Origin of the sequence: Streptomyces sp. DSM 110735 (assembly GCF_016482685.1) — a bacterium.
Taxonomy (GTDB): domain Bacteria; phylum Actinomycetota; class Actinomycetes; order Streptomycetales; family Streptomycetaceae; genus Streptomyces.
Map to the genome: position 1 here is coordinate 67,947 of NZ_JACYHF010000020.1, position 20,137 is coordinate 88,083.

The following is a 20,137-nucleotide window of genomic DNA, read 5'->3' on the forward strand; positions in this document are numbered from 1 at the left end:
AGGTCATGCCGGGCGCATGGTGGCGGGGTTCCGGGGCGGGGTGGGGACGGGCGGAGCCTCTGGCTCGGGCAGCGAGCAGCCGGATCGGGGCGGGGTGCCTTCCGGGCGGGCGGGGCGCGCGGGCGCGGGTGGCGGCCACGCGGGCCCGGGTCCTACGCCGGGGAGGTGCCGGAGCGTGCCCTCGGCGGCTTCGCCTCTTGCCCGGCTCCCGGAGGGCCCGGCCCCTCGGATCAGGCCGACAGCGGGCGGGACCAGTCCGGGGTCGTGCCTGTCGCCCGGCAGAGGGCGAGGTACAGAGGGATCGGCGGGGTGTAGGGGATCGTGCCCTCGGGGTGGTGGAGGAGGCGCGCGGTGGTGGGGACGGGGGCGCCGGTGGCGTAGTGCGCCGGGGAAGGCCAGGAGAGGGCGTAGTCGGAGTCGGCGGGGACGATCCACCACCAGTGCGTGGCGTCGGCGTACACACAGCCCACGCGCGGCAGCCGGGGCAGCAGCAGGGCACCGAGCCGGTCCGGCACCGCCACGGCGTCCATGCCGAGCGGGGTCGTCATGCCCTCGGGGAGGACAGGCCGACCGGTCGGTACGGACAAGTGACGACGACGCCCCAGCTTGACCAGCGTGTCGAGCCCCAGTGGCTGCCCGGCGCCGGTCATGGGACGGCCCACGTCTGGATCCGCACCGACGGCAGCGCGCCGCGCCCGGTCCGCTGGGCCGGAACCGTGTCGCCGCGCCGGGCGGCGGGACCGGCGGACTCGTCCTCACCCGGAACGGGCGACGGGTCCGGCTTCGGCCGCACACCCCAGCCGAGGTCGCAGCGGGGATCGCGGGCGGGAGCGTGCTCCCGGGTTCCGGCAGGGGCGACGTCGTCGGCGTCGTCCGCCCCGGCGTAGGCGGCGAACAGCTCGTCGGCGGTGAGGTGCGCCGTGTCGTACGCCCCGTGATGAACGGCCTCGTGCGGGGCGGGCTCCTCCGCGTCGCCCTCCCTCGGCAGCTCCGCCCACACCAGCAGACCGGGACCCTGCCGCCGGGTGCCCCAGGCCCGGCACAGCGCGTCCACGAGAAGCAACCCCCTCCCGTGCTCCTCGTCGGGCCGCTGCTGTGCCGGGTGGGGATCGCCGGGCGCACATCCCTCGTCGCGCACGGCTATGCGCACCACGTCGTCCTGGTCGTGCAGCTCGCACACGACCCGGCTGCTCGCGGTGTGCATGATCGCGTTGGTGACCAGCTCGGACACCACCAGGGCGGCGCTGTCACACGTGTCCGCGCACACCGACCAGCCCTTCAGCCGGGCGCGCGTCACGCGTCGGGCCTCGGCGGAGGACGTCGGATGTGCGGCCAGCTCGAAGCGGAACCGTCGCTTGGTGGCGCCCCTGACCGGGGCTTCTCCGGTGGCGACACCGAGACCGGGCCGGTCTGCGGCGGAGTCTGTTCCTAAGGGCGCGGACGGAATCACGCTTGCCACTATCTCCCCGCCGTGAACACTTGGCAAGTGTCACTCTGAAAAATGCAGAGTGCTGTGTGACGCGGTGAAGCGCCGTGGCACACTGCTGACAACAGCACGTCGCGCGGCGCCAATTGAGACCGTCGTCGATCCGGCCGGATCCACGTACGCGTCTTCGAACGGCGCCGCAGGGCTGTCGGGACACGGTGCCCGGCGCCCCGGCGCTGCCGCGATTCTTTGCCGGAGCGGGATGTCAGTCGGAGGTGGCACGTGAGCGAACCGCGGTCCGCGCCGACCGTGGGTCAGGTGGTCCTCGGCCGACGCCTGCTGGAGCTGCGGGAACGTGCCGGGCTGAAGCGCGAGGAGGCCGCACACATCCTCCACGTCGCCCCCGCCACCGTGCGCCGGATGGAGATGGCCGAGGTCTCCCTCAAGATCCCGTACCTGCAACTGCTCCTGAAGGCATACGGTGTGCCCGACGACGAGGCCGAACTCTTCGTCCGCCTCGCCGAGGACGCCAACAGACCCGGCTGGTGGCAGCGGTTCCACGACATCCTGCCCGGCTGGTTCTCCATGTACGTCAGCCTGGAGGAGGCAGCCTCCCTCATCCGCTCCTACGAACCGCACTTCGTGCCCGGTCTGCTCCAGACCGAGGACTACGCGCGCGGAGTGCTCGAGTCGGGCGCCATCGGCCAGACCAGCCCCGACGACATCGAGCGGCACGTCGCCCTGCGGATGCGCCGTCAGGACCTGCTCACCCGGCCGGACGCGCCCCGCTTCTGGGCCGTCATGGACGAGACCGCCCTGCGCCGCCCGGTCGGCGGCCCGGAGGTGATGCGTCGGCAGATCGACAAGTTGCTCGAGGCCACGAAGCTGCCCAATGTGACGCTCCAGGTGGCCCCGTTCGCCGACGGGCCGCACCCGGGCACGTACGGGCCCTTCGTGCTGTTCCGATTCGCCATGTCAGAACTGCCGGACATGGTCTACAGCGAGTACCTGACCGGCGCCGTCTACCTGGACGCGCGCTCCGAGGTGGCCGGCCACCTCGAGGTCATGGACCGCATGGCGGCCCAGGCCGCTACGGCACAACGCACGAAGGAGATCCTGCGGGATCTCCGCAAGGAGCTGTGAATGGATCGCATCAATCCGCGCGGTCGTGTCTACAACGGTATGCCCGCGCGGGAGCTGGGCAGCATCGGCTGGCACAAGCCGTGGAGCGGGGGCAACGGGGGCAACTGCCTGGAGGCGATGAAGCTCGCCGACGGCCGCATCGCCCTCCGCCAGTCCACCGACCCGGACGGCCCCGCGCTCATATACACCACGGCCGAGATGACCGCCTTCATCGAGGGCGCCAAGGCGGGGGAGGCGGACTTCCTGCTCTCCTGATCCCGCTCACTGTTTTTGACTCATGACCACCTCCCTTGGCCCGCCATAGACCCGACCACCCGTCAACTCTTTTCCGTCCCTTCCCTCCTCCACCGATCCACGACTACACGGCCATCGGCCTGTCGTACGGCGATATCGGCGCCGGCAACCAGGACTCGCCGGTGAGATAGCGGTCCACGGCCGCCGCCACCGACCGCCCCTCCGCTATCGCCCACACGATCAGCGACTGACCACGAGCCGCGTCCCCGGCGACGAACACGCCGGGGACCCCGGTCCCGAAACCGCCGTCCCGGGCGAGCGTCCCGCGCGGCTCCGTCCGCAGCCCCAACTGGTCGATCAGCCCGTCCTCCCGGTCCGGCCCGGAGAAGCCGAGCGCCAGCAGCACCAGATCGGCGGGGAGCGTCCGCTCCGTGTCCGGCAGCGGGCTCCGCCGCTCGTCCACCTCGACCAGGTGCAGCGCCCGCACATGCCCTTCGGCGTCCCCGGTGAAACGGAGCGTCGACGCCGCGAACAGCCGCGCGTCCGCGTCCGCCGCCGGTGCCGTCCGCAACTCCCGCGCCTCCTCGTGCGCCGCCGACAGCCGGTAGAGCTTCGGGTACGTCGGCCACGGCTCGGCGTCCTCGTCGCGCGCCTCGGGCGGCTGGGCGTAGATGTCGAGCTGGGTCACCGACGCGGCACCCTCGCGCACCGCCGTCCCCAGGCAGTCCGCCCCGGTGTCCCCGCCGCCCACGATCACCACATGCCTGCCCTGCGCCGACAGCGGCGAGACCGCCAGATCGCCCTCGCGCACCTTGTTGGCCAGCGGCAGATACTCCATCGCCTGATGTATCCCGGCCAGCTCCCGCCCCGGCACCACCAGTTCCCGCCACGCCGTGGCGCCCGTCGCGATCACCACCGCGTCGTACCGCGCCCGCAGCTCCGTCGCCGGGACGTCCCGCCCGACCGTCACCGACGTACGGAACCGGGTGCCCTCCGCCTCCATCTGCTCCAGCCGCCGCTCCAGTTGCCGCTTCTCCATCTTGAACTCGGGGATGCCGTACCGCATCAGACCGCCGATCCGGTCGTCCCTCTCGTACACCGCGACCGTGTGCCCCGCCCGCGTCAACTGCTGCGCCGCCGCCAGCCCGGCGGGACCCGAACCGATCACCGCCACGGTCTTCCCCGACAGCCGCTCCGGTGGCCGGGGCGGCACGAAGCCCTCCTCCCAGGCGCGATCCGCGATCGCGCACTCGACGTTCTTGATGGTCACCGCGGGCTGGTTGATCGCCAGCACACACCCCGCCTCGCACGGCGCCGGACACAACCGCCCGGTGAACTCCGGGAAGTTGTTCGTCGCGTGCAGCCGGTCACTCGCCGCGCGCCAGTCCGACCGCGCCACCAGGTCGTTCCACTCGGGGATCAGATTCCCCAGCGGACACGCCTCGTGGCAGAACGGCACCCCGCAGTCCATACAGCGATCCGCCTGCGCGCTGATGATCGGCAACAGCGCCCCCGGGACGTAGACCTCGCCCCAGTCCCGCGCCCGCTCCTCGACGGACCGCCGCGGCCATTCCTCGCGCTGGGTGGTCATGAACCCCTTGGGATCGGCCATCGGCGTATTCCTCGTATACGGATACCGGGGGGCTGGGGGTACCTGGGGTACGACGGGCCGCGCGTCATCGGGGCGGGATCACCCGGCGGTCGCCCGGCGCTGCTGCGACACTGCCCCGGAGCGCTCTCTGGGGACTCTTCCGGCCACGATACGTCGCGCCCGACGCCCACGCAGAGCGGCGGACCTCCCCTTTCACCGAGCCGCACGGCACCCCGGCGGCGGTTCATCCGATCACCTCTTCTCGCTGGTCCTGCTCGTCGTTCCGGCCCCTCTCGCGCGGTGCCCGGCGGCGGGGATACGCAGCGGTCGTCCGCCCCATCCCCGCACCACCTCCCGCACGTCCTCCGCGATCCGCTCCCTGGCCTCCCCTCTCGGCACCCCGCTCATGATCAACCGGTCGTACGGCGTGTCCACGTGCCGCACCGACGCCACCACCGCCGAGGTCACCGCCTCCTCGGACAACGCCCGCCCCGCCGCACTCCGCCCGACCCGCCCACTGCCCCGGGCCCCCGCGTGCGCCGCGATGGCCAGAGCCCGCTCGGCGGGACACCCAGGGAACAGCCGCCGCACCTGCGCCGCGAACTCCGCCACGAACCGCTCGTCCTCCACCGCCCTGCGCCCCGCGTCCCGCGCCCTCCGCCGCCGCCTCGCCTCGGCGTCCGCCAGACAGCGCGCCTCGGCACGGGCCAGCGCGGCCTCTTCCACCAGCACCCCCTGCCGCTCGTACCGGCTCCTGCGCCGGTTGAACCGCACCACCACCGCCCACAGCGCGCTCTCCTCCCGCGCCCTGCGCGTCAGCGCGGCATCACCCCGAGGCAGGAACACGAGATGCCCCAGATCCGCACAGTCCAGACAACGCGGCACCCCCTCCTCCATCACGACCAACGACAACGGCCCACCCCGACACCCCGCACACCGCTTGCGCCGCAGGGGCTGGACGACGACGAGTTCGCCTGGGGCGGCGAGGGGGTCGGGGGAAGCGGAGGCGGTGGGGGAGGCGAGCCCTTCGGAAGCGCCGACCCTCTCGGGAGAGCCGAGCCCCGCATGCGAGGCGCGTCCGGCGGGGGCACCGGGGACGACATCCTCGGGTGAACCGAAGGGCGGGGGAGTGGCGGGGCCTGCCATACGCGGTTCATTCCCCGTGACAGCACCCCCGTCCCGTGCCGGACCACCCGGAATTCGGCCGTACTCGCCCGGCGCCCGTGCGGTCCCCATCCCCGGGCCCACCCCGCAGCGCCCGGCGTCCGTGCGGCCCCTCCCGCCCCCCACCTCGCAGGGCGCCCGGCGTCCGCACGGGTCCCGTTCCCGCGCACACCCCGCAGTCGCTCGGCGCCCGTGCGGTCCCTGGCGCCGCACCCACCCCGCAATCGCCAGGGGCCAGTGCGATTCCCGCCCCTACCCCGACCTCGCAGGCGCACGGCACTGTGCGGTTCCCGTCCTGTACTCGCCCGGCGCCCGCGCCATCTCCACCCCTCTCACTCACCCCGCGCCGCCGATCCCCGCCGTCTCGCCGGGCAACCGTCGCTGCCTGCCCAGAGCCCCCTCCCTGACCCCGCCCCGTCCGGCAGGACCATGCATCATGGGCCCGTGCGACTCGAAGCGATCACCTGGGACCGGCTCGCGGAGCGGCTCGCCGACCGGATCGGCGGTCTGGAGACCGCCGACGGGAGTGCCTGGACGCGGGTGGGCTTCGACGGGGCGCCTGCCGCGCGGCCGGGAGACCTCGCGGAGCGGGTCGCGGAGGCGCTACGGGTCCGGGGACGCCCCTCGCTCGTCGTCGGTACCGAGGGCTTTCTGCGCCCGGCCTCGCTGCGCCTCGAACACGGACGGCGGGACGAGGAGTCGTACTACAGCGGCTGGTTCGACACGGGCGCGCTCTGGCGGGAGGTCTTCGGGCCGCTGGACCCCGGTGGCGACGGGCGGGTGCTGCCGGACCTGTGGGACGCGGACACCGACCGTGCCACCCGCAGTCCGTACGTCCGACTACCGCCCGGTGCGGTGCTGTTGGCGCATGGCCCCCTCCTTCTGCGTCACTGGTTCCCCTTCGATCTGACCGTCCACCTCCTTCTGTCTCCGGGCGCCCTGCGCCGCCGCACTCCGGAGGCCGACCACTGGACGCTCCCCGCCTTCGCCCGCTACGAGACGGAGACCGACCCCGTCGGCACGGCCGACGTCCTGGTGCGCGCCGACGACCCCCGCCACCCCGCCTGGAACGGCTGACCCGCCGCCGGACCGCCCGGTGTCAGAGCCAGCCGTTGCGCCGGAAGCCCCGGTAGACCACCGCACAGAACAACGCGGTCACGGACATGACGAGCGGATAGCCGAACCGCCAGTCCAGCTCCGGCATGTGCTTGAAGTTCATGCCGTACACACCGCACACCATCGTCGGCACGGCGATCACCGCCGCCCAGGCCGTGATCTTCCGCATGTCCTCGTTCTGCGCGACCGTCACCTGCGCCAGATGCGCCTGGAGGATCGAGTTGAGCAGTTCGTCGAACGCGGCGATCTGGTCCCGGGCCCGTATCAAGTGGTCGAGCACGTCCCGGAAGTACGCCTGGATCTCCGGGTCCACCACCCGTATCGGCCGGGTCGCCAGATCCTCCAGCGGTCGTCCGAGCGGCACCACCGCCCGCTTCAGCTCCAGCAGTTCGCGCTTCATCTGGTAGATGCGGCCGGGGTCCGTGCGCGCGCCGTTCTCCGCGAACACGTCCGTCTCGACCAGGTCGATGTCCCCCTGCACCGCGTCCGTGACGTTCAGGTACTCGTCCACGACATGGTCCGCGATGGCGTACAGCACTGCCGCCGGACCCTTCGCGAGCTGTTCCGGACGCGCCTCCAGTTCCTCCCGCAGCGGGCCCAGAGAGCCGTGCCGTCCGTGCCGCACGGTGACGACGAAGTCCTCGCCGAGGAACACCATGATCTCGCCGGTGTCCACGACCTCGCTGGTCGCCGTCAGTTGCTCGTGCTCCACGTAACAGACCGTTTTGAAGACCGCGAACAGCGTCTCTCCGTACCGCTCCAGCTTCGGGCGCTGGTGGGCCTCCACCGCGTCCTCCACCGCCAGCGGATGCAGGTCGAACAGCTCGGCGATGCCCGCGAACTCCTGGGCCGTCGGCTCGTGCAGCCCCAGCCAGACGAAGCCCTCCCCGCTCTTGCGGACCGTCCGCACCGCGTCGACCAGATCTATGGCGCCGGGCACCCGGACACCCTCCTGGTACGTCACGCAGTTGACCACCGAGGAACCCAGGGGTGACCTGGCCGGGTGGCTCAGGTCGACCCGGGGGCGCCGTCTGGCCAGCCGTGCCACCTTGCGCAGGCCGCCGACTCCGCTCAGCCCCGTGACCTTCCGCAGATTGCCCGCCATGGTCATCTGGATCTCCTTGCCCTGGATCTCCTCACGTGACGCTTTCGCGCCTTGCCCGGCCAGTGTGCCAGTCCTGCGACCAGCGCGGAAAAGCCTGTGGGAACAGGGAGTTCCGCTTTGTTCCCGCCTGTGGACAACGGGACGCCGAGGGGCGTGGAGCAGGCGTTTGCTGGAATGATCACGACATGACGCGACCCGACGGATACCTTCTGGACAACCGCCAGACGGAGGCGCAGGAACGCTTCGACGCCTTCGCCTCCCTCTTCGATCCCACGACCTTCCGCCACCTCGAACGCCTCGGCATCGGCCCCGGTCAGCGCTGCTGGGAAGTCGGAGCAGGCGGCACATCCGTCGTGTCCTGGCTGGCCCGGAAGGTCGGCCCCACCGGCGAGGTCGTCGCCACCGACATCGACACCACCCGGCTCGCCGCCGCGGCCCGGCCCCCGGTCCGGGTCCTGGTCCACGACGTGGGCACCGAGGAGCCGCCCGGGCAACGCTTCGACCTGGTGCACGCCCGGCTGGTCCTCGTCCATGTCCCCGACCGGGAACGGGCGTTGCGCTCGATGATCGACGCGCTGAAGCCGGGCGGCCATCTGCTCGTCGAGGACGCCGACCCCGCCCTGCAGCCCCTCCTCTGCCCCGACGAGTACGGCCCCGAGCAGGAGCTGGCGAACCGGCTGCGGCAGGGCTTCCGCACCCTGCTCGCCGGGCGCGGCGCCGACCTCTCTTACGGCCGCAAGCTCCCGCGCCTGCTCCGTGACGCCGGGCTGCGCGAGGTGGAAGCCGACGCGTACTTCCCCGTCACCTCACCCGCCTGCACCGCCCTGGAGTCCGCCACCGTCCGGCAGATCCGGGACCGGCTCGTCGCGGCGGGGATCGCCACCGACGAGGAGATCGACCGGCACCTGGCCCACGTGGAAGCGGGCGGCATGGACCTCGCCACGGCCCCGATGATCTCGGCGTGGGGACGCAAGGACTGACGTCCTCACGGGCCGGGTGCGGGCGCCGCGGGGTCCGACCGGTGCGCCTCGTACGGCTCGGGGGCGGTGGTGTCTCCCGTACTCGGCGGCGGAGTCGGTGGCCGACCTCCCACCCGCTCCACCGCCCGCGCCCCGGCCAGACACCCCCGCTGCGCCGCCTCCTCGACGGACGCGCCCGCGACCAGGGCGGCGAGGAACGCCCCGGTGAACGCGTCACCCGCGCCCGTGGTGTCCCGGGGAACGGCAGGTACGGCCGGAATCCGCGCCCGGACCGAGCCGGACCGGGCCACCAGCGCTCCCTCCGCCCCCGACTTGGCCACCACGACCGGGACCAGCCCGCTCAACTCGGCCGCCGCGTCCGCCCAGTCGGTCCGGCAGGTCAGCAGACACGCCTCGTCCCGGCTGGGCAGCAGCACGTCCAGGTCACGTGCGAACGCGAGGAAGCGGTCCACACCGAGTTCCGCGAGGAAGCCCGCCGAGGCGGGGTCGAGGCTGACCGGTACGCCACGCGCGCGTGCCGCGGCGAGCGCCCTCCGCGCCAGCTCCCGGCTCGACTCCGCGAACAGCAGATAACCCGACAGATGCAGTCTGCCGACGCCGTCGAGCAACGCGTCCGACCAGTCGGCGGGTTCGAGCCGCAGCGAGGCGCCGCTGCACGTGAGGAACGTGCGCTCGGCCGCCGCCCCGGCGTCGACCAGGCAGATCACGGTGCCGGTCGGCGCCACCGGATCGACCACCAGGCGGGGGTGCACCCCGGCCGCGCGCAGTTCCCGCTCGTGCCAGCGCGCCGTGTCCGCGCCGACCCGCGCCAGCAGCCGTACGTCCGCACAGCCCGTGTGGGCGGCCCAGCAGGCCACGTTGGCGCCCGCGCCGCCCGGCAGCGTGCGGATCGCGGCGGCGGTGTCGGTGCCGGTCGCGAGCGGTCCCGGATGCCGGGCCACGATGTCGGTGATCACGTCACCGACGACCAGGAGACCGCCCGCCGGGCCGGTCACTCCCCGGCCCACGCCAGGGCGATCCGCGCCGCCAGCCGTACATTGCCGCGCACCGCCGACAGGTTGGCCCGCAGCGACGCCCCGTCCGTGTGCCGGACCAGGTAGCCCAGCAGGAACGGGGTGACCGCCTGGCCGGTGACGCCCTCGCGCTCGCAGGCGTCCAGTGCCTCGGCGAGCACGCGCGCGTGCAGCCCGGGATCGAGCTGCTGCTCCGGCGGGACCGGGTTGGCGACGATGAGCGCCGACTCCTGCGCGCCGAGCGCGTCCTGGGCCCGCATCACCTCGGCCACCTGCTCCGGGCCGTCCAGCGTCCAGTCCACCGGATGGCCGGAGTCCGACAGATAGAAGCCGGGGAACCGGTCCGTGCGGTAACCGGCGACGCTCACGCCCAGTGTCTCCAGGCGCTCCAGGGTCGCCGGTACGTCCAGGATCGACTTGACCCCCGCGCACACCACGGTGATCCGGGTGCGGGCCAGCAGGCCCAGGTCCGCCGACTCGTCCTGGGTGAGCGTCCACTGCCGGTGCACCCCGCCGAGACCCCCGGTGGCGAACACCCGGATGCCTGCCAGTGCCGCGAGCCGGGCCGTCGCCGACACCGTGGTGGCGCCGCTCGCCCCCGCGGCGACCGCCAGGGGCAGATCGCGGTGGCTCAGCTTTCTGATCGCGTCCTCGCCCGCGACCCGCTCCAGCTCGTCCTTGGTGAGGCCGACTCGGGGGCGTCCGTCCAGCACGGCGACGGTCGCCGGCACGGCGCCCTCCCGGCGTACCGCGTCCTCCAGCTCCAGGCCGACCCTCAGGTTGTCCGGGCGGGGCAGTCCGTGCGCGATGATCGTCGATTCCAGGGCCACCACCGGCCGTCCGGCGGACATCGCCTCCCGGACTTCCTCCGACATCACCAGCACCATGTGCCCGCCTCCTGTCAGTCGGTCCCCACTCCCTTTCTGGCGGGCGGGGCGCCCGGCTAAACGGACCGGGGGCGCCTGGCTGGACGGAACCCCGGATGCGGGGCCGTCAGAACAGCGGTTCCGGCAGCACGCCCTCCAGCGCGAGCAATCGGCGCTTGGTCTCCAGACCGCCCCCGAAACCGCCGATCCCGCCGTCGCTCTCCACGACCCGGTGACACGGCACGATTACGGGCAGCGGGTTGGCGCCCATCGCCGCGCCCACCGCCTGCGCCCCGCCGGGCTGCCCGACCCGGCCCGCGAGGTCGCCGTAGCCCACCACCGTGCCGTAGGGGACGCCGGAGGCCAGCTCGCGCAGCACCTCCCGGTTGAAGCCGGAGATCAGCGACCAGTCCAGGGGCAGGTCGAAGTCGCGGCGCTCACCGGCGAGATACGCCTCGACCTGCCGTATCGCCTCCGCGAGCAGCGGGGCGTCCGGGTCCTCGACGGGCTCGGCGCCCAGCCTGGCCGTCAGCCGCTCGAGGACGCGCTCGCGGATCGCGTCCGTGGCGTGGAAGACGACGTTGACCACTCCCTGGCGGGTCGCCGCCAGCATCAGCGGGCCGATGCCGGTGTCCATGACGGTCCACACGACCCGCTGCTCGTCCTGCCCATGGCTGTCCATGCGCCCACCGTACGACCAGGCACTGACAACGCCCCTCGCGGTTCAGTACGCGCTCAGTGCCGCCCGCACCACGTCCGGCTTGTTGGTGATGACGCCGTTCACGCCGTAGTTCCGGACCTTGCGTGCCGTGGCCGCGTCGTTGACCGTCCAGGCGAAGACCCGCAGCGGCTTGCCGTGCGCCCCGGTGAAGGCGTGCACGGTGGAGACGTAACTGGTGGAGATGGTGCCGTGGGAGGGGTTGATCAGGTCGACGTAACGCGCGTACACGTTCAGCCTGGTCACCGCCGGGCGGCCCAGCAGGGCGGTGGTCACGGCGGGCTTGAGCTGGTGCACCTTGCGCACGCTGCTCCCGCTGAAGCTCTGCACGATCAGCCGCTTCAGATGCGCCTTGTCCAGCCAGCCCTCGTTGCCCAGGGACTTCAGGATCTGCTGCTCCATGCCGGGGTACAGCTCGGGGTTCTTGACCTCCAGGAGCAGACTCTCGTGGTTGTGCTCGACACGGCGCATGTACTGCTCCAGCGTCGGCACGCGCGTGCCCGCGTACTTGGGGGAGTACCAACTGCCCGCGTCCAGGCGGGCGATCTCGGCGGCGGTGAAGTCCTTCACCTTCCAGGGCGCGCGGTGCGGGAAGACCTTCTCGACATTGGTGGTGCGCGCCAGGTTGTCGTCGTGGATGACGACCAGGCGGCCGTCCTTGGTGCGCTGCACGTCGTTCTCGACCCAGGTGAAGCCCAGCTTCGCGGCCTTGTCGATGGAGGCCAGCGTGTTCTCGGGCGCGTACGCGGAGGCGCCCCGGTGGGCGATCACCGTGGGCTGGGTCACGGCCCGGGCCGGCCGCGCGTCGGAGGCGGGGGCCAGCAGGACAGCCGTTCCCAGGGCCGCGGTGGCCACTGCGGCGACTGCGTGCGCGTGCATGGGTACTCCTCACGTCCAGCGAATACCGACAGCACCAGAGTGACAGCAGAGCGTCAACGGCACGCGGGCGCAGCAGGGCCACAGGATGAACGGTGTGGGCCAACCGCGCACACCTCTGCCGCACAAGTGGGGTAAGCCCGTGATTCTTTGCCGGATAATCATTCGACCATTCCGGTGGCGGTCATACTCTCTGCGTCAACCCCGACCGCCAGCCGCGGTCCTGGGCCAGGGGAGTGTTCCGGGGGTTCCGGTTACACGTTTGGGCGGAAGGGCAGCCGCGGATGCAGGGCACGGTCGACGGCTTCGACTATGGGGTGGCGACCCCTCTTGTGGGCTATGTGATGGCATGCCTCGGCGGCGCTCTCGGGCTGCGCTGTGTGGCACGGTCCCTGCTGGTCACACGCGTGTGGCGGGCGGCGTGGCTGGCGCTCGGGTCGGTCGCGATCGGCTCCGGCGTCTGGACCATGCACTTCATCGCCATGATGGGCTTCTCCATCGACGGAACGCCGCTCCGCTTCGACGGTCCCATGACCTGGGCGAGCCTCGGACTCGCCGTCGTCATGGTCGGCGTCGGGATCTTCATCGTCGGTTACCGGGGCACCGACCGCACCTCGCTCGTCACCGGCGGCACGATCACCGGTCTGGGCGTCGCCTCAATGCACTACCTCGGCATGGCGGCGGTCCGCTTCGGCGGCCACTTCACCTACAACACGCTCACCGTGGCCGCCTCCGTCGTGATCGCCGTCGCGGCCGCGACCACCGCCCTGTGGGCCGCCGGACGCGTCCGGGGTCTCGCGGGCAGCCTCGGCGCCAGCCTCGTCCTCGGTCTCGCCGTCACCGGCATGCACTACACCGGCATGGCCGCCCTCGGCGTCCACCTGCATCACACCGCGCATACCGTCCCGCCCGGCGCGCCCGCCGAGGCGCTCGTGCCGATCCTCGTCGGACCGCTCGCCCTGCTGCTCCTCGCCGGAGCCGTCGTCGTGTTCGACCCGCTCATGGTCAAGGGCGGGCAGCCGCGCCCGGCCGCCGAGTCCAAACCGGGCGTCCCGGCCGCCACCATCCCCTCCCACCAGCACCTTCGCCCGCCGCACCGACCGGGCCGCCAGCCCGTCGGGCACGCCGGGGCGCAGGGCTCCCGGACCCCGCACGGCCACTGACCCGGTCCGTTGTCAGTGGCGGGTCGTACGGTGGATGACATGCGGCCCGTTTCCCAGATCGAACGCACGGTGGCGCCCTTCGAGGTCGTCAGCCCCTACCAGCCCAGCGGCGACCAGCCGGCGGCCATCGCCGACCTGGCCAAGCGCATCGAGGCCGGGGAGAAGGACGTCGTCCTGCTCGGCGCGACCGGCACCGGCAAGTCCGCCACCACGGCGTGGATGATCGAAAAGCTCCAGCGCCCCACCCTGGTGATGGCGCCGAACAAGACGCTGGCCGCCCAGTTGGCCAACGAGTTCCGCGAGCTGCTGCCGAACAACGCGGTCGAATACTTCGTCTCGTACTACGACTACTACCAGCCCGAGGCGTACGTCCCGCAGTCGGACACCTACATCGAGAAGGACTCCTCGATCAACGAGGAGGTCGAGCGCCTGCGCCACTCGGCCACGAACTCCCTGCTCACCCGCCGCGACGTGGTCGTGGTCGCCTCCGTCTCCTGCATCTACGGCCTCGGCACCCCGCAGGAGTACGTGGACCGCATGGTCCCGCTCCGCGTGGGCGACGAGATCGACCGCGACGAGCTGCTGCGCCGCTTCGTCGACATCCAGTACACGCGCAACGACATGGCCTTCACCCGAGGCACCTTCCGCGTGCGCGGCGACACCATCGAGATCTTCCCGGTCTACGAGGAGCTCGCCGTCCGTATCGAGATGTTCGGCGACGAGATCGAGGCGCTCTCCACGCTCCACCCGGTCACCGGCGAGATCATCACCGACGACCAGCAGCTCTACGTCTTCCCGGCCTCGCACTACATCGCCGGCCCGGAGCGCCTGGAGCGGGCGGTCAACGACATCGAGAAGGAGCTGGGCGAGCGGCTGACCGAGCTGGAGAAGCAGGGCAAGCTCCTGGAGGCCCAGCGGCTGCGGATGCGCACCACCTACGACATCGAGATGCTCCGCCAGATCGGTAGCTGCTCCGGCGTGGAGAACTACTCGATGCACTTCGACGGGCGCCTCCCCGGCTCCGCGCCCAACACCCTGCTGGACTACTTCCCGGACGACTTCCTGCTCGTCATCGACGAGTCCCACGTCACGGTGCCCCAGATCGGCGCCATGTACGAGGGCGACGCCTCCCGCAAGCGCACCCTGGTCGACCACGGCTTCCGGCTGCCCTCCGCGCTGGACAACCGCCCGCTGAAGTGGGAGGAGTTCCAGAAGCGCGTCGGGCAGACCGTCTACCTGTCCGCGACCCCGGGCGCCTACGAGCTGTCGCGCGGCGACGGTGTCGTGGAGCAGATCATCCGCCCCACCGGTCTGATCGACCCCGAGGTCGTCGTGAAGCCCACCGAGGGCCAGATCGACGACCTGGTGCACGAGATCCGCGAGCGCACCGAGAAGGACGAACGCGTCCTGGTCACCACGCTCACCAAGAAGATGGCCGAGGACCTCACCGACTACTTCCTGGAGCTGGGCATCCAGGTGCGCTACCTGCACAGCGACGTGGACACCCTGCGCCGCGTGGAGCTGCTGCGCGAGCTGCGCTCCGGCGAGTTCGACGTCCTGGTCGGCATCAACCTCCTGCGCGAGGGCCTGGACCTGCCCGAGGTGTCCCTGGTGGCCATCCTCGACGCCGACAAGGAGGGTTTCCTGCGCTCGGGGACCTCGCTGATCCAGACCATCGGCCGCGCGGCGCGCAACGTCTCCGGCCAGGTCCACATGTACGCCGACAAGATCACCCCGGCGATGGCGAAGGCCATCGACGAGACCAACCGGCGCCGCGAGAAGCAGATCGCCTACAACAAGGCCAAGGGCATCGACCCGCAGCCGCTGCGCAAGAAGATCAACGACATCGTCGCGCAGATCGCCCGCGAAGAGGTGGACACCGAGCAGTTGCTCGGCTCGGGCTACCGCAAGCAGAAGGACGGCAAGGGGGCCAAGACACCCGTGCCGTCGCTCGGCGACAAGGCGGCGAAGAACGGCAAGGTCACCGCCGACTCCAAGTCCGCGAAGTCCACGAAGTCCGCGCGGGGCAAGGGCGCCGAGGTGACCGACCGTCCGGCGGCCGAGCTGGCAGCGCAGATCGAGGAGATGACCGAGCGGATGCGCGCCGCCGCCGCGGAGCTGAAGTTCGAGATCGCCGCCCGGCTGCGCGACGAGGTCTCCGAGATGAAGAAGGAGCTGCGCCAGATGCGGGAGGCGGGCCTCGCCTGACCCGCTGGACACGTCAGGACCCCGCCCGTGTGCGGTGTGTTGCAACACCGACACAAAGCACGGGGCGGGGTTCGGCACGCTCGGTGGCCCTGCGTAGGGTTCCTGACAACCGCGTGACACGCGGCAACAGGGGAAGCGCCGAGAGGGGAATCAGCCGTGACCGTCAACTTGTCCAAGGGCCAGGCCATCAGTCTGGAGAAGCAGGACGGGGCCAGCCTGACGGCGGTCCGCATGGGGCTCGGCTGGCAGGCGGCGAAGCGGCGCGGGCTGTTCGGCTCGCGCACCCGTGAGATCGACCTGGACGCCTCGGCGGTCCTCTTCGCCGAGAAGCAGCCGGTCGACGTCGTCTTCTTCCGCCACCTGGTGAGCGACGACGGCTCCGTCCGGCACACCGGGGACAACCTGGTCGGCGGCGTCGGCCACGGCGGGGACGACGAGGCCATCCTCGTGGACCTCCAGCGCGTCCCGCCCCACGTCGACCAGATCGTGTTCACCGTGAACTCGTTCTCGGGTCAGACCTTCCAGGAGGTGGAGAACGCCTTCTGCCGCCTGGTCGACGAGACCAACGGCCAGGAGCTGGCCCGCTACACGCTGGCGGGCGGCGGCGAGTACACCGCCCAGATCATGGCCAAGGTCCACCGCGCGGGCCAGGGCTGGAAGCTGACGGCGCTCGGCGAGCCGGCCCGCGGCCGCACCTTCCAGGACCTGATGCCGACGATCCTGCCGCACCTGTAGGGAGGTAGGACCGATCGGCATGACCAAGCGGGCATGACCAAGCAACGGTAAAGCAGGTCTGACCTGCACACTTGGTCTTTATTTTACTTTTCCCTTTACTCTTCCTTGGTTATTGGGGTACTGTCGTCCGTACGGAGGGGAGTACTCCTCATCGCGGCGCGCCCGTCAGTACGGACCTGAACGGTCCCGGGGCGTCGGCCCGTCTCCCGGGTGGAAGAGACCTCCGGCAGCAGCGACAAGCTGATGTGTTTGCCGTTATCCCATGCCGGAGGTGCAGTGGAAGTCTCCGTGACCCTTTGGGTCCTCACCGTCGCGGGCCTCGCCGCGCTGATCGCCGTCGATTTCTTCATCGGCCGCAAGCCGCACGAGGTCTCCATCAAGGAAGCGGGCGTCTGGACAGCCGTCTGGATCGCCCTGGCCGGACTCTTCGGCCTCGGACTGTTCGTCTTCGGTGGCGGACGCCCCGCCGGAGAGTTCTTCGCCGGCTTCATCACCGAGAAGTCGCTGAGCGTCGACAACCTCTTCGTCTTCGTCCTGATCATGGCGAAGTTCGCCGTCCCCGCGCGGTACCAGCAGCGCGTACTGCTCGTCGGCGTGCTCATAGCCCTGGTCCTGCGGGCGGTCTTCATCGCCGCCGGAGCCGCGATCATCGCCAGCTTCTCCTGGGTGTTCTTCCTCTTCGGCGCCTTCCTGATCTGGACCGCCTGGAAGCTCGTCCAGGACGCCCGGTCCGACCAGGAGGACGAGGAGTACGAGGAGAACAAGCTCCTGAAGGCGGCCGAGCGCAGGTTCGGCGTGGCCGACCGGTACCACGGCACCAAGCTGTGGATCCAGCAGAACGGCAAGCGGGTCATGACCCCGATGCTGGTCGTGATGCTGGCCATCGGCACCACCGACGTGCTCTTCGCGCTGGACTCGATCCCCGCGATCTTCGGCCTGACCCAGGACCCGTACATCGTCTTCACCGCCAACGCCTTCGCCCTGATGGGTCTGCGGCAGCTCTACTTCCTCATAGGCGGCCTGCTGAGCAAGCTGGTGCACCTGTCCTACGGGCTGTCGATCATCCTCGGCTTCATCGGCGTCAAGCTGGTGCTGCACGCCCTGCACGAGTCCGGGGTCCACGTCCCGGAGATCAGCATCCCGGTCTCCCTCGGCGTGATCTGCGGCGTCCTGATCGTCACCACGGTCACCAGCCTGCTGGCGACCCGGAAGCAGGCGGCCCTGGAAGCGGCCGAGGGCAAGAGCGGCAAGGACCAGACGAAGGCCGACGTGGACGCCTGACGTCCGGGCGGCACCCGGGGCGATGCCCGGCAGGGACGGAATGCGAAGCGTGTCCGTCTCTGCCACCATCGCTGCATGATCACTCGGCTCAGGTCGCTCGCCGCACGGTGGACGCTCCTCGTGCCGGTGCTCGCCGTCGTCCTGCTGGCCCTCACCTGGGGGCGCGCGCTGCCCGGAGGGCTCGTCGGACTGATCACCCTGGTGCTCGCCGGGTCCGTCCTGGCGGCCGTGCACCACGCGGAGGTCGTCGCCCACCGGGTGGGTGAACCCTTCGGCTCCCTGGTGCTGGCCGTCGCGGTGACGATCATCGAGGTGGCGCTGATCGTCACCCTGATGATCGACGGGGGACAGAAGGGCGCCACCCTGGCCCGGGACACCGTGTTCGCCGCCGTGATGATCACCTGCAACGGCATCCTCGGGCTCTGCCTCCTGGTCGCCTCGCTGCACCACGGCACGGCGGTGTTCAACCCCGAGGGCACCGGAGCCGCCCTCGCGACGGTGGCGACCCTGGCCACGCTCAGCCTCGTACTGCCGACCTTCACCAGCAGCAAGCCCGGACCCGAGTTCTCCAGCGTGCAACTGTCCTTCGCCGCGCTGTCCTCGCTCATCCTCTACGGCCTGTTCGTGGCCACCCAGACCGTGCGGCACCGCGACTACTTCCTGCCGGTCACCCGGGAGGGCGACGTCATCACCGCGGGGCGGCACGCCGAGCCCCCGACCGCTCGCCGCGCCTGGATCAGCCTCGGGCTGCTCGGCCTTGCACTCGTCGGGGTGGTAGGGCTGGCCAAGGGGGTGTCGCCCACCATCGAGTCGGCGGTCGAGCGGGCGGGGCTGCACCACGCGGTGGTCGGCGTGATCATCGCCCTGCTCGTGCTGCTGCCCGAGACGATCGCCGCCCTGCGCGCCGCCCGCCGCGACCGCGTCCAGACCAGCCTCAACCTCGCGCTCGGCTCCGCCATGGCCAGCATCGGTCTGACCATCCCCGCCGTCGCCCTCGCCTCGTTCTGGCTGCCGGGACCGCTCGTGCTCGGCCTCGGCTCCACGCACATGCTGCTGCTCGCGCTGACCGTGATCGTCGGCACCCTGACGGTCGTACCGGGCCGCGCGACCCCGCTCCAGGGCGGCGTCCACCTCGTGGTGTTCGCCGCCTACCTGGAGCTGGCGATCAACCCGTAGCCGTCCGGCACCGCCCGAAGCCGCCGTGATAGACCGGTCCGACGAGCGGTCGTGGAGTACCGCACCCCTGACGGACCGGAGGAACCGTGCCCCGCACCCTGGCCAGCGCCCCGATCATGATTCTCAACGGGCCCAATCTGAACCTCCTCGGCCAGCGGCAGCCCGAGATCTACGGCAAGGACACGCTCGCCGACGTGGAGGCGATGTGCGTCGCGGCGGCGGCCGGGTACGGCGGCACGGTGGACTTCCGGCAGTCCAACCACGAGGGCGAACTGGTGGACTGGATCCACGAGGCACGGCTCGGCCACGCCGGGATCGTCATCAACCCCGGCGCCTACTCCCACACCTCGGTCGCGATCCTGGACGCGCTCAACACCTGCGACGGGATGCCCGTCGTCGAGGTGCACATCTCCAACATCCACCAGCGCGAGTCGTTCCGGCACCACTCCTACGTCTCGCTCCGCGCCGACGGCGTCATCGCGGGCTGCGGAGTGCAGGGCTACGTCTTCGCGGTCGAGCGGGTGGCCACGCTGGCGGGGGCGGCGCGGGCGGAGGCGTAACGGGCGCGCTCGACCCATGCAGGCGGGCGGGCGCCCAGGAGCGCGCCCCCGCCCCACCGTCTCATCGGCGCCCGGCCCGTCGGATCACCAGCCGCGCGCGTGCCACTCCGGCAGGTGCGGGCGCTCGGCGCCCAGGGTGGTGTCGTCGCCGTGGCCGGGGTAGACCCAGGTCTCGTCGGGCAGCACGTCGAAGATCTTCGTCTCCACGTCGTGGATGAGGCTCGCGAACGCCTCGGGGTCCTGGTGCGTGTTGCCGACGCCGCCGGGGAAGAGGCAGTCGCCGGTGAAGACGTGCGGGTGGCCGTGCGGGTCGTCGTAGACCAGGGCGATGGAGCCCGGGGTGTGGCCGACGAGGTGGCGGGCGGTGAGTTCCACCTGGCCGACGCGGATGACGTCGCCGTCGTCCACGGGCACGTCCGTGGCGACCGGGATGCCGGGGGCGTCCTCGCGCCCGGCGTAGGTGCGCGCGCCGGTGGCCGCGACGACCTCGGCGAGCGCCTGCCAGTGGTCGCCGTGCTGATGCGTGGTGACGACGGACGCGACGCCGTCCTCGCCGATCGTGCCGAGCAGTGCGTGCGCGTCGTTCGCCGCGTCGATCAGCAGTTGCTCGTCGGTGGCCCGGCAGCGCAGCACATAGGCGTTGTTGTTCATCGGACCGACCGCGATCTTGGTGATCATCAGGTCTTTGAGCTCGTGAACGTCGGCCGGTCCGCCGACCTTGACCTCGCCGCTGTACGTCATGGTGATCAGCCTATAGCGGGGGAGTGTTCGGCGGACCGCCG

20 protein-coding genes are annotated in these 20,137 nt (G+C 71.3%); 10 read left to right on the plus strand and 10 right to left on the minus strand.

All coding sequences use genetic code 11. The features are described 5' to 3' along the window. Positions 1–230 precede the first annotated feature (230 nt). Complete coding sequence (locus tag IF655_RS25230; RefSeq protein ID WP_199587441.1) at positions 231–650, minus strand: hypothetical protein; 420 nt, start codon at positions 648–650, stop codon at positions 231–233. Next, on the minus strand, positions 647–1,459 hold the full coding sequence (locus IF655_RS31830; RefSeq protein ID WP_374100348.1) for an ATP-binding protein: 813 nt from the start codon (positions 1,457–1,459) through the stop codon (positions 647–649). The genes IF655_RS25230 and IF655_RS31830 overlap by 4 nt, the downstream gene beginning before the upstream one ends. A 249-nt stretch (positions 1,460–1,708) precedes the next feature. On the opposite strand from IF655_RS31830, the gene IF655_RS25240 reads away from it, so the two are divergent. Continuing rightward, positions 1,709–2,569, plus strand: a complete 861-nt coding sequence (locus IF655_RS25240) for a helix-turn-helix transcriptional regulator (RefSeq protein ID WP_199587407.1) — start codon at positions 1,709–1,711, stop codon at positions 2,567–2,569. After that, complete coding sequence (locus IF655_RS25245; protein ID WP_199587408.1) at positions 2,570–2,824, plus strand: DUF397 domain-containing protein; 255 nt, start codon at positions 2,570–2,572, stop codon at positions 2,822–2,824. A 103-nt stretch (positions 2,825–2,927) separates the two neighbouring features. Here the strand turns inward: IF655_RS25245 and IF655_RS25250 are convergent, their stop codons facing one another. Continuing rightward, positions 2,928–4,415, minus strand: a complete 1,488-nt coding sequence (locus IF655_RS25250) for a glutamate synthase subunit beta (protein WP_199587409.1) — start codon at positions 4,413–4,415, stop codon at positions 2,928–2,930. Positions 4,416–4,646: 231 nt separating this feature from the next. Beyond that, positions 4,647–5,279, minus strand: coding sequence for a DUF2293 domain-containing protein (locus IF655_RS25255; RefSeq protein ID WP_307815051.1), 633 nt, complete (start codon positions 5,277–5,279; stop codon positions 4,647–4,649). Positions 5,280–6,002: 723 nt separating this feature from the next. Here IF655_RS25255 and IF655_RS25260 point away from each other — a divergent pair. Next, entirely contained in the window at positions 6,003–6,635 is a 633-nt protein-coding gene (locus tag IF655_RS25260; RefSeq protein WP_199587411.1) for a uridine kinase, read from the plus strand. Positions 6,636–6,657: 22 nt separating this feature from the next. Here the strand turns inward: IF655_RS25260 and IF655_RS25265 are convergent, their stop codons facing one another. Next, on the minus strand, positions 6,658–7,785 hold the full coding sequence (locus IF655_RS25265; RefSeq protein WP_199587412.1) for a magnesium and cobalt transport protein CorA: 1,128 nt from the start codon (positions 7,783–7,785) through the stop codon (positions 6,658–6,660). 179 nt (positions 7,786–7,964) lie between these two features. On the opposite strand from IF655_RS25265, the gene IF655_RS25270 reads away from it, so the two are divergent. Next, entirely contained in the window at positions 7,965–8,759 is a 795-nt protein-coding gene (locus IF655_RS25270; protein WP_199587413.1) for a methyltransferase domain-containing protein, read from the plus strand. A gap of 5 nt (positions 8,760–8,764) precedes the next feature. On the opposite strand, the gene IF655_RS25275 is transcribed toward IF655_RS25270, so the two are convergent. From IF655_RS25275 to IF655_RS25290, 4 genes are all read right to left on the minus strand, one after another. Further along, complete coding sequence (locus IF655_RS25275) at positions 8,765–9,766, minus strand: carbohydrate kinase family protein (protein WP_199587414.1); 1,002 nt, start codon at positions 9,764–9,766, stop codon at positions 8,765–8,767. Then, entirely contained in the window at positions 9,751–10,659 is a 909-nt protein-coding gene (locus IF655_RS25280) for a pseudouridine-5'-phosphate glycosidase (protein ID WP_199587415.1), read from the minus strand. Before IF655_RS25280 ends, IF655_RS25275 begins: the two co-directional genes overlap by 16 nt. A 106-nt stretch (positions 10,660–10,765) precedes the next feature. Further along, positions 10,766–11,320 (minus strand): methylated-DNA--[protein]-cysteine S-methyltransferase, encoded by a 555-nt coding sequence (locus IF655_RS25285; RefSeq protein WP_199587416.1) that lies wholly within the window; start codon positions 11,318–11,320, stop codon positions 10,766–10,768. 42 nt (positions 11,321–11,362) lie between these two features. Continuing rightward, positions 11,363–12,235: a glycerophosphodiester phosphodiesterase family protein gene (locus tag IF655_RS25290; RefSeq protein WP_199587417.1), complete on the minus strand. Its 873-nt coding sequence runs from the start codon at positions 12,233–12,235 to the stop codon at positions 11,363–11,365. A 281-nt stretch (positions 12,236–12,516) separates the two neighbouring features. On the opposite strand from IF655_RS25290, the gene IF655_RS25295 reads away from it, so the two are divergent. The 6 genes from IF655_RS25295 (at position 12,517) to aroQ (ending at position 19,355) form a co-directional block, all read left to right on the plus strand. Beyond that, the gene (locus tag IF655_RS25295) at positions 12,517–13,395 is read left to right on the plus strand and encodes an MHYT domain-containing protein (protein ID WP_199587418.1); all 879 of its coding nucleotides are present in this window, start codon (positions 12,517–12,519) and stop codon (positions 13,393–13,395) included. A 39-nt stretch (positions 13,396–13,434) separates the two neighbouring features. Continuing rightward, positions 13,435–15,603 carry an excinuclease ABC subunit UvrB gene (uvrB, locus tag IF655_RS25300; protein ID WP_199587419.1) on the plus strand — a complete coding sequence of 723 codons (2,169 nt, stop codon included), beginning with the start codon at positions 13,435–13,437 and terminating at the stop codon, positions 15,601–15,603. Positions 15,604–15,759: 156 nt separating this feature from the next. Further along, positions 15,760–16,338 (plus strand): TerD family protein, encoded by a 579-nt coding sequence (locus IF655_RS25305; protein ID WP_199587420.1) that lies wholly within the window; start codon positions 15,760–15,762, stop codon positions 16,336–16,338. A 276-nt stretch (positions 16,339–16,614) separates the two neighbouring features. Next, complete coding sequence (locus IF655_RS25310) at positions 16,615–17,619, plus strand: TerC family protein (protein WP_199587421.1); 1,005 nt, start codon at positions 16,615–16,617, stop codon at positions 17,617–17,619. A 75-nt stretch (positions 17,620–17,694) separates the two neighbouring features. Continuing rightward, complete coding sequence (locus IF655_RS25315) at positions 17,695–18,795, plus strand: calcium:proton antiporter (RefSeq protein WP_199587422.1); 1,101 nt, start codon at positions 17,695–17,697, stop codon at positions 18,793–18,795. 86 nt (positions 18,796–18,881) lie between these two features. Beyond that, positions 18,882–19,355: a type II 3-dehydroquinate dehydratase gene (gene aroQ / locus IF655_RS25320; RefSeq protein WP_199587423.1), complete on the plus strand. Its 474-nt coding sequence runs from the start codon at positions 18,882–18,884 to the stop codon at positions 19,353–19,355. 84 nt (positions 19,356–19,439) lie between these two features. Here the strand turns inward: aroQ and IF655_RS25325 are convergent, their stop codons facing one another. Further along, complete coding sequence (locus IF655_RS25325) at positions 19,440–20,096, minus strand: MBL fold metallo-hydrolase (RefSeq protein WP_199587424.1); 657 nt, start codon at positions 20,094–20,096, stop codon at positions 19,440–19,442. Between the last annotated feature and the right edge of the window lie 41 nt (positions 20,097–20,137).

Coding starts and splice junctions, on each gene's coding strand:
- IF655_RS25230 (WP_199587441.1), bottom strand. CDS start 650: ATGACCGGCGCCGGGCAGCCACTGGGGCTCGACACGCTGGTCAAGCTG.
- IF655_RS25245 (WP_199587408.1), top strand. CDS start 2,570: ATGGATCGCATCAATCCGCGCGGTCGTGTCTACAACGGTATGCCCGCG.
- IF655_RS25250 (WP_199587409.1), bottom strand. CDS start 4,415: ATGGCCGATCCCAAGGGGTTCATGACCACCCAGCGCGAGGAATGGCCG.
- IF655_RS25265 (WP_199587412.1), bottom strand. CDS start 7,785: ATGACCATGGCGGGCAATCTGCGGAAGGTCACGGGGCTGAGCGGAGTC.
- IF655_RS25270 (WP_199587413.1), top strand. CDS start 7,965: ATGACGCGACCCGACGGATACCTTCTGGACAACCGCCAGACGGAGGCG.
- IF655_RS25280 (WP_199587415.1), bottom strand. CDS start 10,659: ATGGTGCTGGTGATGTCGGAGGAAGTCCGGGAGGCGATGTCCGCCGGA.
- IF655_RS25285 (WP_199587416.1), bottom strand. CDS start 11,320: ATGGACAGCCATGGGCAGGACGAGCAGCGGGTCGTGTGGACCGTCATG.
- IF655_RS25290 (WP_199587417.1), bottom strand. CDS start 12,235: ATGCACGCGCACGCAGTCGCCGCAGTGGCCACCGCGGCCCTGGGAACG.
- IF655_RS25295 (WP_199587418.1), top strand. CDS start 12,517: ATGCAGGGCACGGTCGACGGCTTCGACTATGGGGTGGCGACCCCTCTT.
- uvrB (WP_199587419.1), top strand. CDS start 13,435: ATGCGGCCCGTTTCCCAGATCGAACGCACGGTGGCGCCCTTCGAGGTC.
- IF655_RS25315 (WP_199587422.1), top strand. CDS start 17,695: ATGATCACTCGGCTCAGGTCGCTCGCCGCACGGTGGACGCTCCTCGTG.
- IF655_RS25325 (WP_199587424.1), bottom strand. CDS start 20,096: ATGACGTACAGCGGCGAGGTCAAGGTCGGCGGACCGGCCGACGTTCAC.